Below are 16,905 nucleotides of genomic sequence, written 5' to 3'. Positions count from 1 at the left end.
ATAAAAATATATTGAATAATTTAATTTATGATGTAAAATAAATAAAGGGAGATTTATAAAATTACTTTAAGGGTGTGTAAAAATGCAGAAAAATAAAAAGCTAGTCTTATATGATATTATTTTAGTAGTGTTAGGGCTATATTTGTCATTATTATTGAGATTTGATTTTAATATACCTAAAGAATATATATATTTTTTTAAGATATCAATAATACCAGTTATAGTTATAACTTTGTATATAAATAAAATATTTAATTTATATAATAGCATATGGAAATATGCTTCTATAGAAGAACTTATGTCTATAGTTTGTTCTGTAACAGTATCTAATATAATATTTATAATTTATAGTTATTTGATAAATAGAATAGTTCAGTTTAGATATTATAGATTTCCATTTCCTGTTCATATAATATTTTGGATTTTATGTGTGCTAGGATTAGGTGGAGTAAGATTTTCATTTAGGCTAGCAGGTAATAGTGAAAATACAAAGCGATGTAAAGATAAAAAAAATAAAAATCTTTTAATAGTAGGGGCTGGAGATGCAGCGGTACTTATAATAAAAGAAATAAAACGAAATGAAGGATTAAATTATCATATAATAGGACTTATAGATGATGATAATGATAAAAAAGGTAGAAGGATAAATGGAATACAAGTTTTAGGTGGAAGAGAAGAAATACCTAATATTTCCAAAAATAATAAAATAGACGAAATTATATTAGCTATGCCATCGGCTTCTATGAGTACTAAAAGAGAAATAGTATCTATTTGTAAAAAAACAGGTCATAAATTAAAGACTTTACCGGAAATGAATGAGATTATAGATGGAAAAGTTAATATGAGTAAACTTAGAGAAGTTAAAATAGAGGATTTACTAGGAAGAAAAGAAGTAAAACTAAATAATGATGACATAGATAAATACATAAAAGGTAAAACAGTATTAGTAACAGGTGGGGGAGGATCTATAGGATCAGAACTTTGCAGACAAATTGCTAAATTTGGACCAGATAAATTATTAATATTAGATATTTACGAAAATAATGCTTATGATGTTCAAATGGAACTTAATTATAAATATCCTGAACTTAGAAAAGAGGTTATTATAGCTTCAATAAGAGATGAAAAAAGATTGAATGATATATTAGATGAGCATAGTCCCAATGTAGTGTTTCATGCAGCAGCTCATAAACATGTTCCATTAATGGAAGAAAACCCTGCAGAAGCTATAAAAAATAATGTTATAGGAACTCATAATTTAATAAAATGTTGTCATGAGCATAATATAGAAAGATTTGTACAAATAAGTACAGATAAGGCAGTTAATCCCACTAATATAATGGGTGCTACTAAGAGATTTTGTGAAATAATGATTCAAGCTTATGATAGAATAAGTAAAACTGAATTTGTAGCAGTTAGATTTGGGAATGTACTTGGAAGTAATGGTTCAGTTATACCACTATTTAAAAAGCAAATAGCTCATGGAGGACCTGTTACAGTTACTCATCCAGAAATAAATAGATTTTTCATGACAATACCAGAAGCAGCTCAACTAGTAATAGAAGCAGGTGGAATGGCTAAAGGTGGAGAAATTTTTGTTTTAGATATGGGAGAACCAGTTAAAATAGCAGATTTAGCTAAAGATTTAATAACTTTATCTGGATTTAAGCCTGGAGTAGATATAAAAATAGAATATACAGGATTAAGACCAGGGGAAAAATTATATGAGGAGCTATTAATGGATGAATTAGCTTTAACATCTACAGAGCATGAGAAAATATTTGTAGAAAAGCCTATAGAAAATGATGTTAATTTTGTAAAAAAATCAATTGAACAGTTTAAAAATATTGTTTATAAAGAAAATGATAGTATATTTAAGTTAATGGAAGAAAAAGTCCCAACATATATAAGAAAAAATATATAAATTTTTAATTTAAAGAGAAAGATAACAGTATATATTAATTTGATTTAGTTAGATGATAGTATATTATATGTATAATTTGTTAAATTCAAATAATTTTATATTCATGACAAACTAATTATTATGTATTATAATTTAAAAAGTATAAGGGTCTTTATTTAATAGGAGGGAAAACAAAAATGTCACAAATAAAAACTGATTTAATAGAGAAGTTGAAAAATAAAAAAGCTAAATTAGGAGTTGTAGGATTAGGCTATGTAGGACTTCCTTTAGCTGTGGAAAAAGCTAAGGCAGGATATGAAGTAATAGGCTTTGATGTACAAGATGAAAAAGTTAAATCTGTAAATGAAGGACATAACTATATTGGAGATATAGTTGATGAAGAATTAAAAGATTTAACAAAGGAAGGAAAACTAAAAGCTACTACAGACTTTAGCTTTGTTAAAGATGTAGATACAGTATGTATATGTGTACCTACTCCTCTTGATTTATATAAGCAACCAGATATATCTTATGTAGTTGCATCTACTAAAAGTGTAGCAAAATATCTTCATAAGGGAATGCTTATAGTATTAGAAAGTACTACATATCCAGGAACTACAGAAGAAGTTTTAAAACCAATTCTTGAAGAAACTGGATTAAAATGTGGAGAAGACTTTTTCTTAGCTTTTTCACCAGAAAGAGTTGACCCTGGTAATAAAAAATTTAATACAAAGAATACTCCTAAGGTGGTAGGTGGTTGTACAGAGGAATGTACAGAAGTTGCTGCTATGCTTTATAGAAGTGTTTTAGAAGGAGAAATATATTCAGTAACATCTCCAGCAGTAGCAGAGATGGAAAAAATATTAGAAAATACATTTAGAAATATAAACATAGGGTTGGCTAATGAAATGGCAATTTTATGTAAAAGAATGGGTATAGATGTTTGGGAAGTTATAGAAGCTGCTAAAACAAAACCTTATGGATTTATGGCATTTTATCCAGGACCAGGATTAGGAGGACATTGCATACCTTTAGATCCATTTTATTTATCTTGGAAAGCAAGAGAATATGATTATCATACAAAACTTATAGAAACTTCAGGTGAAATAAATGATTATATGCCTGAATTTGTAACAGAAAATGCTATGAAATTATTAAATGAAGATAAAAAAGCTATGAATGGTTCTAAAGTATTATTACTTGGAGCAGCATATAAGAATGATATAGATGACATGAGAGAATCTCCAACATTAAAAGTAATAGATAATTTAGAGAAAAATGGAGCTAATATATTAGTTAATGATCCATACATACCTGAATTTAAGCATAATGGAAAAACATATAAATCAGTAGATTTAGAAAAAAGTTTAGATGAGGCAGATATTGTTATTATAACAACTAATCATAGTTGCTATGATTATGAACATATAGTAGAAAAAGCTAAAATATTATATGATACAAGAAATGCAACAAAAGATGTTAAAAATAATAAAGAAAAAATTCATAAGCTTTAATAATAAGAGGATAAGTCTTTTAGGCTTATCCTATTAATAGAATTGGAGGAGATATTATGAGTAAATTAAAATTTGCAATTATTGGATGTGGAAGAATTTCATATAAACATGTTGAAGCTATATTAAATAATAATGAGGAAGCTGAACTAGTAGCTGTTTGTGATGTATTAGAAGAAAAAGCAATAGAAAAAAAGAATGAATATGTTTCAAAAGCTTCAGAAGATGTTTGTGTAAATGTATATACAGATTATAAAGAAATGTTAGAAAAAGAAAATATAGATGTAGTTACAATAGCCACTGAAAGTGGATATCATCCAGATATAGCTGTGTATTCTATGGAGAAAGGTGCACATGTTATATGTGAAAAACCTATGGCTTTATCAATAGAAGATGCAGATAGAATGATAGAATGTTCTAAAAAGAATAATGTTAAATTATGTGTAAGTCATCAAAATAGATTTAATAAGCCTATTCAAAAATTAAGAAAAGCAATAGATAAAGATAGATTTGGTAGATTAGTTAATGGAACTGCTAGAATACTTTGGAATAGAAACATGGGATACTATAAACAAGCTCCATGGAGAGGAACTTGGAAATTAGATGGCGGAACTTTAATGAATCAATGCATACATAATATTGATTTACTTCAATGGATGATGGGTGGAGAAATAGATACTGTTTATGCACAATGTGATACATTTTTAAGAGATATAGAGGCTGAAGATTTTGGTGCTATTGTTATAAGATTTAAAAATGGAGCAATAGGCATAATAGAAGGAAGTGCTTGTGTATATCCTAAGAACTTAGAAGAAACATTGAGCGTATTTGGTGAAAAAGGAACAGCATGTATAGGTGGCCTTGCAGTCAACAAGATAGAGACTTGGAGATTTGAGGATGGAGAAGAAAAGGAAGAAGAAAATATATTAAAAAGTCAAGAAGGAGATCCAGATACAGTTTACGGATTTGGCCATATACCATTATTTAAAGATATGATAGATGCTATAAACAATGATACTACTCCTTTAATAAGTGGTGAAGAAGGTAAAAAGGGAATGTCTATAATACTTGCAGCATATAAATCTAGACTTACTGGAATGCCTGTTAAATTTCCGATGAAAAGTTTTTCAACTATGGAAATGATGAATGTAGATAAAATAAATAAATAATGCTTTATAATTAATTATTTATTAATAAAAATATAAATGCTTTAAAATTACCATCATAATATGATAATATATTAAGGTGGTAATTTTAAAGTTTATTTATAAGAAAGGAATTTAAATTATGAATTATATATCAGAAAAAAGCAATATAGGTAAAAACGTTACAATAGGTAAATTTACAGTTATAGAAGATGATGTTATTATAGGAGATAATTGCTTAATTGGGAATAATGTGGTTATTCATGAAGGCTCCGTAATAGAAAAAAATGTTAGAATAGATGATAATACTGTTATAGGAAAGCTTCCTATGAGATCTGTTAATAGTATATTTAAAGACGAAGAAAAACTAGAGCCTTGTAAAATAGGAGAAGGATGTTTAATTGGTGCAGGAACTATAATTTATGCAGGATGTAAGATAGGAAGTAAGACTTTAATTGCTGATTTAGCAGTAGTAAGAGAAAATGTTGCTATTGGTAAAAGGAGTATAATAGGAAAAGGTGCAACTATAGAAAATTATTGTACAGTTGGTTCTAATTGTAAGATTCAAACTAATGTTTACCTAACTGCTTATTCAGAGGTTGAAGATAATGTATTTATAGCTCCGTGTGTTGTGACTTCAAATGATAATTATGCCGCTAGATCTAAAGAAAGATTTAATAACTTTAAAGGTGTTACAATTAAAAAAGGTGGAAGAATAGGGGCTGGTGCAGTTATTCTTCCAGGGAAAATTATAAATGAAGATGGATTTGTTGCTGCTGGAAGTGTTGTAACTAAAGATGTAGATCGTGAAAGTATAGTTGCTGGTAATCCAGCAAAATATTTTAGAAAAGTACCGGAAGAGCAGCTTTTAAAAAACCAATAGATTGGAAAGGAATTTAGAATATGAATACTAAGGTTTGCCATATATCTACAGCCCATCCTGCCTATGATACTAGAATATATCATAAAGAATGTAGAACTATTGCTCAAAATAAATATAATACTTATTTGCTAGTAGGAAATGATAAGGATGAAGTTTCAGATAATGTAAAAATAGTTCATTTGCCAATGAAGAATAGTAGATTTTATAGATTTTTTAAAAAGAAAAAAATAGCTTTTAATAAAGCTGTAAAAATTGATGCAGATATATACCATTTCCACGATCCAGAATTATTATCTGTAGGTATGAAATTAAAAAGATTAGGTAAAAAAGTTATATATGATGTGCATGAAGATGTTCCTAAACAAATATTAACTAAAGAATGGTTGAAAAGTGATATTATAAGAAAAATAGTATCTAAGGCTTTTGATAGATATGAAAAGAAATTAGCTAAAAAATTTGATAAAATAGTATGTGTATCAGAAGATATTGCTAAAAATTTTAATTCAAATAAAACTGTAATAGTTAGAAATTTTCCTGTTATAGCTGACATAGATTCTATTAAATCCATAGATAAAGAAAAAAAGGTACCTGTTATAATATATGCTGGTGGATTAACTAAGATAAGGGGTATAAAAGAAATAATAGAAGCTATGGAGAGTTTAAAAGGTGAAGTTAAATTGTGGCTTTTAGGAAAATGGGAAAATAAAAAGTATGAAGAAGAGTGTATGGAATTAGAAGGATGGAAATATGTGGAGTACTTTGGGCTTATACCTCAAAAAAATGCATATTCCTATATGAAGAAAGCTGATATAGGAATAGTTAATTTTTGGCCTGTAGATAACCATGTATCAGCTTTGCCTAATAAACCATTTGAATATATGGCATGTAAATTACCTATGATTATGTCAGATTTTAAGTATTGGAAAGATGTATTTAAAGATTGCTTTTTAGGAGTAGATCCACAAAATCCTGAAGATATAGGTAAAACGATACATAAATTATTGCAAAATAAAGAACTAGTGAAAAGTATGGGAGAAAATGGAAGAATACTTGTTTTAAACAAATATTCATGGGAATCAGAACAAGAAGTTCTTTTAAATGCTTATAAAGAGTTAGAAAAAAGTGATATTTAGTAGAAATTTCAATATTTTGGAGGAGATATTTAATGAAAATATTAACTGTAGTTGGTGCACGACCTCAGTTCATAAAGGCAGCAGCAGTATCTAATATTATAAGAAAAGAGCACAATGAAATATTAGTACATACAGGTCAACATTATGATGAAAATATGTCTAAGGTATTTTTTGAAGAATTAAAAATACCTAAACCAGATTATAATTTAGAAATAGGGTCTGGAAGTCATGGTGAGCAAACAGGAAAAATGCTTATAGAATTAGAAAAAATATATTTAAAAGAAAAGCCAGATTTAGTTTTAGTATATGGAGATACTAATTCAACTTTAGCAGGTGCGCTATGTGCAAGTAAATTATTAATACCTGTAGCACATGTAGAAGCAGGACTTAGAAGTTTTAACTCAAATATGCCAGAAGAACAAAATAGAGTACTTACAGACCATATATCAAAATTATTATTTGTTCCTACACAAGCTGCTAAAAAAAATCTTCATAATGAAGGTGTCCAATCAGGAGTTTATAATGTAGGAGATGTTATGTTTGATGCTGTTCTTAATTTTAAAAAATTAGCTGAACAAAAATCAAATATTATAAATTTGTTAAATATGGAAGATAAAGAGTATATTTTGACTACTATACATAGAGCAGAAAATACAAATGATATAAATAGACTGAAAAATATTATAGAAGCTTTGAATGAAAGTAATAAAACAGTTATTTTACCCCTACACCCTAGGACAAAAAAATATGTGGATAGCTATGGATTAAAGTTTAACAACAACATAAAATTGATAGATCCTGTAGGCTATCTTGACATGATTACTTTAGAGATGAATTCTCAAAAGATAGTTACTGATAGTGGTGGAGTTCAAAAAGAGGCTTTTTTTATGAAAAAACCTTGTATAACTATGAGAGATGAAACAGAGTGGGTAGAAACTGTAGAAAATGGATGGAATGTAATAGTTGGAACAGATAAAAATAAAATTTTAGATGCTATTTTGAATTTTAAAACTAGTGAAGATCAACAAAACATTTTTGGTGATGGAAAAGCTTCTTGTAAAATTTTAGATATAATTAACTGTATAGTTAAATAGACATACAGGAGTTGAATGTTATGAATAAAAAGCATAAAAATTTATATTTTATAGCTATTAGTTTTATTTGTGTAATTTTAATAGTAGTATCTATTTTATATAAATTAAATTTATCAAAAGAAAAAAACAACAATCAAGATTATGCCTTTTTAAAAGGGAAGACTATAGTTAGGCTATGGTTGCCTAAAGATAGAGTTTCAAACACTAGAGAGTATCAGGTTAAGAAATTTAATGATTCACATAAAGATCTTTATATTATGCTTAGCTTATATGATAGTAGAGATTATGATAATATGTTACGAACTGCTTTAGCAGCTGAAAAAGGACCAGATATAATGATGTATGGTTTTTTTGAGCTTATTAAAGATAATTACATTAAAAAATTAAACCATATGAATCTAGATAACATAAAATCAGATGCTTTTGTGTATTTTAATGGAAATCCTGTGGGAGTTAGATTAAACGAAGAAAACGTAAAATTAATTTGGAATAAAGATATATTTAAGAAAGCAGGCCTTGATCCTAATAAACCACCATCAAATTGGGATGAATTAATTGAATATAGCAAAAAAATAAAAAAACACTTTCCTAGTATAACACCATATCAATTTCCTATAATGGGGTATGAAGATTTTAGACAATCTATTGGTATGCCAAGTGTTAATTTGGATAACGTATATACTTCATTTTGGAATTATGAAGATGGTAGTTATAGATTTGATGCAGCTAAAAATATTTTAAGTGTATACAATAAAATGTATAAACAAAATTTATTAGATAATAAATTTGATGCAAAAAGTCAAAAAGATTTAAGAATAAATTTTTATGAAGGCAGAGCAGCAATGCACTTGTCTACTTTTGAAGATAAAGGATATTTTTCTAATATAATGCCTTTAGGGTTTGATATAGGCGTAAGTGACATACCTAAATTTAAAGGCTCACTTGGAAATAAACAATACTATTTGTCTAATTCAAATTTTTTGTGTATGAGCAATGCTATATCAGAAAAAACTGAGGAAGAGCAAAAAAAAATAAAAGAAGTTTTTAAATGGGTAGTATCAGAAGAAGTTAATAAAGAAATATTGAATACTAGAATGGCTATATCTCCTGCATTAAAGGAGTCAAAAGTTAAAAACGATATTTATGAACAATATAATCAAGTTAAAAACTTTAAGACTGAAATTTATGATCCATCAATTTTTATATCTAGAGATTCAGCTAAAACAGTAAAGCTTTCTGTAGATGCTATTAAAGGGGATAAAACCATAAATTCAGTTATAAAAGAATTTAATTCTTTATATAAGCAATATTCTGATTTAACTAGAAAAAATAGAAAAATAGAACTAAATACATTTAAAAAATAAAGTTTAACAAGGAGTAATAAGGATGAAATATTACTTACAAAAAATATTACAATATAATAAAAAGGTACTTATTACTAGTTTTTTATTATCTTTTGTAATAACTATTTTAAATATGAATGGAAATAGTAAAAAAGATCTTTTAATGCTATTTAGTGCTACTTTTTTACTATTAAATGAAATATATATACTATTTAAAAGTCAAAAGAAATCAATATTAATGTTTTTGATTTCTTTACCATTCTTTGTTACAGCAAGGAAATTTGTTCAAATAGATTTTTTTATATTTAAAATATCATTTGAAACCATATATATTACCATTGCTTTTGTATATAATATTAAAACAATATATAAAGATATAAAAAATAAGTTGAAAATTAGTAATAGATGCTCGTTAAATTTTTATATATTAATATTTATATTTATATTATTTGTATATAATTCAAATATTTACTCTGTATATTTTTGGAAAAGCATGAGCGATACATATTTAGGTGTTGTTTCACCAATTATGTTTATGTTAATTATAATAAGTTTATTTGAACAAAGTGACATAAAAAAATTAGTCTACGCTATAATTTTTAGTGTTAATTTAAGCTGCCTATATGGATTTGTGCAAATATTTAAAGATGGTATATCCTTACATAGTATAAGTAAAAATAGAGCATTGTTAACGTTTGGTTATCATAATGTCAATATATTTGCTGGAATTTTAGTAACTGTATTTCCATTTGTACTGGAATATATTTTATATAAAAAAACTAGTAAGAATGAGAAAAAGTTCTTGTATGGGTCATTTATTATACAGACTTTATCGTTAGTTATAACATATACTAGAGGTGCTTGGATAAGTGCTGGTATAGTTGTATTTTTAATATTAATAAGTAAAAAATATAAAAAGTTAGTTATAGTTATGATAATATTAGGCACAATACTAATTAAGCCAGCAATGTCATTTATTTTAACTAGAGGTAATAATGTAACAGGTTTTTTGCAAAATGAGTCTTCAGTAGCTAGAATTCAGTCAATATGTACAGATGTAAAAATCATGCAAAATTATCCATTTGGAATAGGGATGAGTAGTTTCCCAGAATACTATAAGGAATTTGCAACTAGAGGATATATGATGATGCCAGAGAGTTTAAGATGGAAAGTTAATGCTGCCCACTATATGCTTGAACATGCACATAATTTAATATTACAAATAGGGGTTGAGTTCGGAATAGTTTCTTTGATAGTATATATATTGATTATATTGAATAGGGCAAAAGTTGTTTTTAAAGATTATACTAATAATAGGGGGATTTTTGTATCATTGATTACATATCTTATATTTTCTACTCTAACTGGAAACGAATTTAACCATAAGGGTGTAATAACAGGTACTATTATAATATTCTTAGTATTAGCAATGATAGAAATTAATAATTGTAAAAGGCTATCTAAAGACTAGAGAGGTGGTGAATTTATGACTATAGAGAATATTGCAACAGTTTCCATTGTAATTCCTTGTAAAAATGAAGACGGGTACATAAAGAAATGTTTAGACTCTTTTGTCAATCAAAGTTATCCTAAAGAGTTATATGAGGTTTTGGTTTGTGATGGTTTGTCCACAGATGGTACACAAGATATAGTTAAAGAGTATGAGAAAAAATATACTAATGTGAAATTAGTATTAAATGAAGGAATAACAGCCCCAAAGGGAATGAATATAGGAATAAAAAGTAGTACGGCAGATATTATTATTATATTTGGAGCACATGCTTATGCAGATAAAGATTTCATTAAAAATAACGTAGAATTTTTGAAAAAGGATTCTAGTATAGGATGTGTTGGAGGACCAATAGAGACCTTAAATAGTTCCATTAAAGGTAAATCCATAGCCCTAGCTATGAGTTCACCTTTTGGAGTAGGAAATGCTTTGTTTAGATATGCTAAAAAAGAAACATTTGTAGATACTGTTGCGTTTGGTGCATACAGAAGAAGTGTTTTAGATAAAATAGGATACTTTGATGAAGAACTTGTTAGAAATCAAGATGATGAAATAAATTATAGAGTTATTAAAAGTGGATACAAAATACTACTATCACCACAAGTTAAATCTTATTATTATAGTAGAGATTCATTGAAAAAATTATGGAGACAGTATTTTCAATATGGATTTTGGAAAGTTAAAGTAATGCAAAAACATGGTAAAACTGCTTCCCTTAGGCATTTAGTACCTATGTTGTTTGTGATAACTAATATATTAGGATTTCTACTTGGAATGATATTTAAACCTATTATGATGTTATGGATTGTAGAAGTTATTACTTATATATTAAGTAATTTAATATTTTCATTCAAGGTTAGTAAAGGGGAAAAAGGTGTATTAAAATATATACCAATAATTTTTTCGATTTTACATATCAGTTATGGTATAGGGTTTTTAGAAGGATTATTTGTTTTCTTTGTTGTGAAATCTAAAAAATCTATAGAGAATAATAAAAAGATATCTAGATAAGTAAAAATAGTAAAATAACTAATAATGTATTAGTTATTTTATATTTTTATTATGTTGTATGTGGCAAAATATAATTTTTTTATTTTATTATGTTAAAGTAAAATAAATACAGTATAAAAGGAGGTTTTACAATGAATATATTAGTTTTATCACATATGTATCCTTCAAATTTTAATAAAATATCAGGTGTTTTTGTACATAAACAAGTGAAGGAACTTATTTCTTTAGGATGCAATGTTAAAGTAATTTCTCCTATACCATGGGCTGGTTTTCCTTTAAATATTATAAATAAAAAATGGAATAAATATTCTAAAGTTCCATATCAAGATGTATTAGATGGAGTTGAGGTTTATTATCCTAGATATATAGAATTTCCTAGAGGATATTTCTTTGATAAATCTGGACAAAGAATGTATAAGGCAATAAAGAATTTAGTGTATGAATTAAATCAGAAGTTTAAATTTGATATTATACATTCTCATGTGGCTTTACCAGATGGATATTGTGGGATGCTTTTAAGTAAGGAATTAAATATACCATATGTTATTACTGTACATGGACAAGATTTTCAAAATACAATATGCAAAAATGATAAGTTAAAGAAAAGTGTATTTAAAGTATTAGATAAAGCAGATAAAGTTATAACAGTTAGTAATAAGCTTAAGAATATAGTGAGTGATACTAATTTTTATCACAAGATAGATGTAATTAATAATGGAATAGATATAGAAGATACTATGGTTCTTAATAATGATAAAGCTTTAGAAAAAATAGATGTTTTAAGTGTATCAAATCTTATAAAAACCAAAGGTATTGATTTAAATATAAGAGCTATTAATGTTTTGGTTAAGAAGCATCCTAACATAAAATATTATATAATTGGTGATGGTCCAGAAAAAGAACATTTACTTGAAATGGTAAAAAAATATAATTTACTTAAAAATATAATATTTTTAGGACAACTTGACCATAAAAAAGTTATGGAATATATGAGCAAATGTAAAGTATTTTCAATGCCTAGCTGGAAAGAAGGTTTTGGAGTAGTATACCTTGAAGCTATGCTTCAAGGAAAACCTGTAATAGGAGTTAAAGGTGAAGGTATAGAAGATGTAATAAATAATAAGGAAAATGGTATATTAGTATCACCTAATAATGTAGAAGAATTAGTTATTTCTATAGAAAAATTACTAGATGACAAAAAATATTCAAACTATGTAGGAAATAATGCTAAATTAACTGTGGTTAATAAATTTACTTGGATACGAACAGCTGAAAAGACTTTACAAATATATAATGAAATTATATAAATTGTGATTTCCGTTGTAAAGAATTATTTTTATATAATTAAGTAAAAGAAAGGAGAAATTTAGTATGATTAAGAGAAGTTTAATTACTAGCTTTTTTTTATATTTATATATACTTATATTACCATTATTACCAAGTAAATATTCATTTAAAGGTATTCCTATAAATGGTGATATTATTTTTCTATTTATACTAGTAACCTATTTTATATCTATTATTTTCATCAAAGAATGTAGAAAAAGATTTAAAAATGGGGTAGTAGATTTTTTTAGTAATTATCTAAGTATCTTTATGATCATTTTCATGATTATTATGTGTATATCTATATTTTATTCAGTAGATAAAAAAATTGCAGTAAGCGAGGCAATACGATTTTCTAGTTATTTTGTGATATTTTTCATAATAAAATATGAACTTAATTCAAGGAAAATAACTAATAATATTATAGCAGTATATTTATTTGTAACCAGTATTATAGCCTTAATAGGGTTATTAGAATATATATTAGGAATAGGATTCGTACAATTTGGTAGAGATAGAATATTTTCAACTTTGGAAAATTCTAATAATTTAGGAATGTATATGGTTATAGCTATATTTCCTATTACAATGATAATGTTAAATGAAAAAAATAAAAAAAAGAAAATCATGTTTATTGGATTGTTTATTATAGTATTAAGTAATATAATATTTTCTTATTCACGAAATGCCTGGTTAGGATTAGTAATAGGATGTATAGTTTTATCACTTATATATAGTAGGAAAATAATGATATATTTAATGGGAGCAGGGTGTATAGGCTTTTTTATACCACAAATACATAGTAGAATTTTAGAAATATTAGATAAAAGTCAAAATTTATCAAGAATAAAATTATGGGATATAGCTTTATTTATGATTAAAGATCACCCAATAAAAGGCGTAGGTATGGGTAATTATAGAGTCCTATATGATAAATATAAGTTAAAGATGACAAAAAAAATAGAATATTATCCTTCAGATAAATTTCATCCACATAATATATTATTAAAAATACAGTCTGAGATTGGAATAATAGGTAGTATTGCTTTCATTGGAATAATTGTTTCTGTAATTTTAAGATTAAGAAAATATATAAGTAGTACTACAAATAATTTTTATAAAGTATTTTATAAAGGCTTTTTTGCTTCTTTAATATCATTTATATTTATGAATTTAATTGATAATTTTTTTTCAGCACCAAAAGTAATAGCATTCTTTTGGATACTAATAGCTGTTTTTGAAGCATCTATGTATAGAGAAAGTGGTGATTTAAATAAGGGTACTACATATTATAACAGGTAATGATAATGGTGGCGGTGCAAATCATGTTTTAAATTTATGTCATTATTCTAAAAAGTATTTCAAAAGTATAATTGGATGTATTGGTGAAGGGCCTTTATATATAAATGCTAAAAAGTTAAATATAAACACTGAATTGTTTAATAGCAAAGATATACTTAATAAATCTATTGAAAAATATGTAATAAAAAATAAAATAGATATAGTAAATTTTCATGGCGCAAAAGCTTTTTTGTTACACAAGTTTTTAAAAAGAAAACTTACAGTCCCTACTGTTGCTACTATACATAGTGATTACAGACGAGATTTTTTAAATAATAAAGTAAAATACTACTTATTTACTCCATTGAGTGTATCTGGAGTAAAAAGCTTTAATAATTATATATGTGTGTCTAATTATATAAAAGATTTATTAATAAAAGATAGATTTAGTGGAAATAAATTTGTTGTTAATAATGGAATTGATATTAATAAAAATAATGAAATTTCTAGGAAAAGAATAGATGATTTAAAAGATGAATTGAAAATAAAATCTAATGATTTTGTTTATATAATGATAGCAAGAATGCATCCAATAAAAAATCATAAATTGTTAATAAAAGCTTTTAACAATTTGGCTAAAGAATATGATAATATAAAATTATTGTTACTTGGAGATGGAGAAGAAAAAGAAAATATAGAAAATCAAGTTAAAACTTTAGGCATAGACAAAAAAGTTATATTTGCAGGATTTAAAACTAATATATTAGATTATTTGAGTTTTTCTAATGTAAGTATTTTAACTTCTTTTAGTGAAGGTGGTTCTCCGCCTTTAGTAATACTAGAAAGTGCATTGAAAAAAATACCAGTTATAGCATCAAAAGTAGGAGATATAGAAGAAATTGTTAATGGTGAAAATGGTTTTTTAATAGATCCAAAATCTTGTGAAGATATATATAATAAAATGAAAAAGTGCTATTTAACTAAAAAGAAATTAGATGTATTAGGAAATAAACTATACTATGATGTATGTAATAAATATTCTATAGATAAATTTTGTAAAGCTTATTATCATTGTTATAATAGTATAGTTAATTTTGGAGGAACGAAATGAAACAAAAAACATTTATAAAAAGTTCTGTTTTTATAATGATATTAATAATTTTAGGAAAAGTGTTTGCTTTATTAAGAGATTCTTTAATAGCTGCAAAATTTGGAGCTACATATGTTACTGACATATATAACTTCGCTTTAGGAATGGTTTATCTTTTAACTACAGTAAGTTATGGATTAACAACAACTTTTATACCTATACATACTGAAAATATACAAAATAATGATAAAAATAAATCTAATAAGTTTGTTAATAATGTTTTAAATATATCTGCAATAGGAACTATTATTATAACTATATTTATGATTATTTTTGCTAAATATATAATGTACATTTTTGGGCATGGATTTGAAAAAGATCCTGTAGTATTTGCTACATCAATAAAAGTTACTAGAATAATGCTTTTATCTTTAGTTTTTGTAAGTATACAAAGTGTTATCACTGGAGTACTTCAATCTCATAAACAATTTTATGAACCAGCAGCAATGGCTATGGTATCTAATATAGTTTATATTATATATTTATTATTTTTAACCAATAAGTATGGAATAATGGGATTTGCAGTAGCTACTGTAGTAGCATTTTTTACTCAGTTTATTATAAATGTTCCTAAATATAAAAAGTTAGGATATAAATATAGTGGATATGTTGATTTTAAAGATAGTAAAATGATAAAAATGTTTAAACTGATGATACCGGTTATAATAAGTACATCAGTTATTCAACTTAATACTTTTGTAAATAGATCATTTGCTACAAACATACAGTTTGGTGCTGTTACGGTTTTAGATTTTGCTAATAAAATAAATACTTTAGCTTATGAGGTGTTTGCTATAGGAATAGCTATGATAGTTTATCCAACATTATCTGAATTAGCACTTAAAAAGAATAAAGAAGAATATAAAGGGGCACTTGGTACATCTATAAATGTAATTCTTATAATTATGATACCAGCAGCATTTGGAATAGCTCTTCTTAGAGAGCCACTTATAAATATATTATTTAAAAGAGGAGCATTTACACAAAATGCAGCTAACTTAACTGCACAAACATTACTTTTATATACTCCATCTATGATAGCATATAGTGTAAGAGATATATTAAATAAAGCTTTTTATTCTATAAAAGATACTAAAACGCCAATGGTTAATAGCTTTCTAGGTATAGGAATTAATATAATAATAAATATATTTATTATAAAATATATGGGAGTTAGTGGACTTGCATTTGCTACTAGTATTTCTTCTGTTGTTATTACTATATTAATGCTTATTGATTTAAATAAAAAGTTAGAAGGTATTAATATAAAAAAAATGTTTGTTTCTTTTATAAAGATTACTATTTCATCAAGTATAATGGGAATAATAGTATTCATTATAAATAATATGTGTTTAAAAACTTTAGGAACAAATGTTAAAGGAAGTGTTATTTCAGTTGTTTTATCTATTTTAGTTGGTGGAGGAGTATACTTTATAAGTACATACTTATTTAAGATAAAAGAAGTTGATTATATTTATAGTCTTATACTAAAAAAAGTGAAAAATAAATGATTATTACATAATTTACATTAATATTATACAATTGTAATAATTAATTAAATAAATAGAGATATGATTTTAGTTAAGGATTTTACAATTTAAGTTTAGTGCAGGAG

At 25.7% G+C, this 16,905-nt stretch carries 13 protein-coding genes; all 13 read left to right on the top strand.

Annotated elements, in window-relative coordinates; translation table 11 throughout:
• Positions 1-82: 82 nt before the first annotated feature.
• Positions 83-1,924 (top strand): polysaccharide biosynthesis protein, encoded by a 1,842-nt coding sequence (locus ABDZ71_RS18890; protein WP_343764304.1) that lies wholly within the window; start codon positions 83-85, stop codon positions 1,922-1,924.
• 176 nt (positions 1,925-2,100) lie between these two features.
• Positions 2,101-3,417, top strand: a complete 1,317-nt coding sequence (locus ABDZ71_RS18885; protein WP_343764302.1) for a nucleotide sugar dehydrogenase — start codon at positions 2,101-2,103, stop codon at positions 3,415-3,417.
• A 56-nt stretch (positions 3,418-3,473) separates the two neighbouring features.
• Positions 3,474-4,583: a Gfo/Idh/MocA family protein gene (locus ABDZ71_RS18880; RefSeq protein WP_343764300.1), complete on the top strand. Its 1,110-nt coding sequence runs from the start codon at positions 3,474-3,476 to the stop codon at positions 4,581-4,583.
• 118 nt (positions 4,584-4,701) lie between these two features.
• Complete coding sequence (locus ABDZ71_RS18875; RefSeq protein ID WP_343764298.1) at positions 4,702-5,442, top strand: N-acetyltransferase; 741 nt, start codon at positions 4,702-4,704, stop codon at positions 5,440-5,442.
• A 20-nt stretch (positions 5,443-5,462) separates the two neighbouring features.
• Positions 5,463-6,575 (top strand): glycosyltransferase family 4 protein, encoded by a 1,113-nt coding sequence (locus tag ABDZ71_RS18870; RefSeq protein WP_343764296.1) that lies wholly within the window; start codon positions 5,463-5,465, stop codon positions 6,573-6,575.
• A 32-nt stretch (positions 6,576-6,607) separates the two neighbouring features.
• Positions 6,608-7,669: a non-hydrolyzing UDP-N-acetylglucosamine 2-epimerase gene (wecB, locus tag ABDZ71_RS18865; protein WP_343764294.1), complete on the top strand. Its 1,062-nt coding sequence runs from the start codon at positions 6,608-6,610 to the stop codon at positions 7,667-7,669.
• A 20-nt stretch (positions 7,670-7,689) separates the two neighbouring features.
• Complete coding sequence (locus ABDZ71_RS18860; protein ID WP_343764292.1) at positions 7,690-9,033, top strand: ABC transporter substrate-binding protein; 1,344 nt, start codon at positions 7,690-7,692, stop codon at positions 9,031-9,033.
• A 22-nt stretch (positions 9,034-9,055) separates the two neighbouring features.
• Positions 9,056-10,483 carry an O-antigen ligase family protein gene (locus tag ABDZ71_RS18855; RefSeq protein WP_343764291.1) on the top strand — a complete coding sequence of 476 codons (1,428 nt, stop codon included), beginning with the start codon at positions 9,056-9,058 and terminating at the stop codon, positions 10,481-10,483.
• Positions 10,484-10,504: 21 nt separating this feature from the next.
• Positions 10,505-11,533, top strand: coding sequence for a glycosyltransferase family 2 protein (locus tag ABDZ71_RS18850; protein WP_343764584.1), 1,029 nt, complete (start codon positions 10,505-10,507; stop codon positions 11,531-11,533).
• Between the two features lie 131 nt (positions 11,534-11,664).
• The gene (locus tag ABDZ71_RS18845) at positions 11,665-12,840 is read left to right on the top strand and encodes a glycosyltransferase (protein ID WP_343764290.1); all 1,176 of its coding nucleotides are present in this window, start codon (positions 11,665-11,667) and stop codon (positions 12,838-12,840) included.
• 64 nt (positions 12,841-12,904) lie between these two features.
• The gene (locus ABDZ71_RS18840; RefSeq protein WP_343764288.1) at positions 12,905-14,161 is read left to right on the top strand and encodes an O-antigen ligase family protein; all 1,257 of its coding nucleotides are present in this window, start codon (positions 12,905-12,907) and stop codon (positions 14,159-14,161) included.
• Complete coding sequence (locus tag ABDZ71_RS18835; RefSeq protein WP_425544740.1) at positions 14,133-15,251, top strand: glycosyltransferase; 1,119 nt, start codon at positions 14,133-14,135, stop codon at positions 15,249-15,251. Before ABDZ71_RS18840 ends, ABDZ71_RS18835 begins: the two co-directional genes overlap by 29 nt.
• Positions 15,248-16,801: a murein biosynthesis integral membrane protein MurJ gene (murJ, locus tag ABDZ71_RS18830; RefSeq protein ID WP_343764286.1), complete on the top strand. Its 1,554-nt coding sequence runs from the start codon at positions 15,248-15,250 to the stop codon at positions 16,799-16,801. Before ABDZ71_RS18835 ends, murJ begins: the two co-directional genes overlap by 4 nt.
• Positions 16,802-16,905 lie beyond the last annotated feature (104 nt).

Source organism: Clostridium oceanicum, assembly GCF_039521385.1.
GTDB classification, from domain to species: domain Bacteria; phylum Bacillota; class Clostridia; order Clostridiales; family Clostridiaceae; genus Clostridium_F; species Clostridium_F oceanicum.
The sequence above is the reverse complement of the archived record's forward strand: the minus strand, read 5'-3'. Positions and strand labels throughout refer to the sequence as shown.

Excerpts from the sequence above, each read along its gene's own strand:
- ABDZ71_RS18890 (WP_343764304.1), top strand. The coding sequence starts at position 83 with ATGCAGAAAAATAAAAAGCTAGTCTTATATGATATTATTTTAGTAGTG.
- ABDZ71_RS18885 (WP_343764302.1), top strand. The coding sequence starts at position 2,101 with ATGTCACAAATAAAAACTGATTTAATAGAGAAGTTGAAAAATAAAAAA.
- ABDZ71_RS18880 (WP_343764300.1), top strand. The coding sequence starts at position 3,474 with ATGAGTAAATTAAAATTTGCAATTATTGGATGTGGAAGAATTTCATAT.
- ABDZ71_RS18875 (WP_343764298.1), top strand. The coding sequence starts at position 4,702 with ATGAATTATATATCAGAAAAAAGCAATATAGGTAAAAACGTTACAATA.
- ABDZ71_RS18870 (WP_343764296.1), top strand. The coding sequence starts at position 5,463 with ATGAATACTAAGGTTTGCCATATATCTACAGCCCATCCTGCCTATGAT.
- wecB (WP_343764294.1), top strand. The coding sequence starts at position 6,608 with ATGAAAATATTAACTGTAGTTGGTGCACGACCTCAGTTCATAAAGGCA.
- ABDZ71_RS18860 (WP_343764292.1), top strand. The coding sequence starts at position 7,690 with ATGAATAAAAAGCATAAAAATTTATATTTTATAGCTATTAGTTTTATT.
- ABDZ71_RS18855 (WP_343764291.1), top strand. The coding sequence starts at position 9,056 with ATGAAATATTACTTACAAAAAATATTACAATATAATAAAAAGGTACTT.
- ABDZ71_RS18845 (WP_343764290.1), top strand. The coding sequence starts at position 11,665 with ATGAATATATTAGTTTTATCACATATGTATCCTTCAAATTTTAATAAA.
- ABDZ71_RS18840 (WP_343764288.1), top strand. The coding sequence starts at position 12,905 with ATGATTAAGAGAAGTTTAATTACTAGCTTTTTTTTATATTTATATATA.
- murJ (WP_343764286.1), top strand. The coding sequence starts at position 15,248 with ATGAAACAAAAAACATTTATAAAAAGTTCTGTTTTTATAATGATATTA.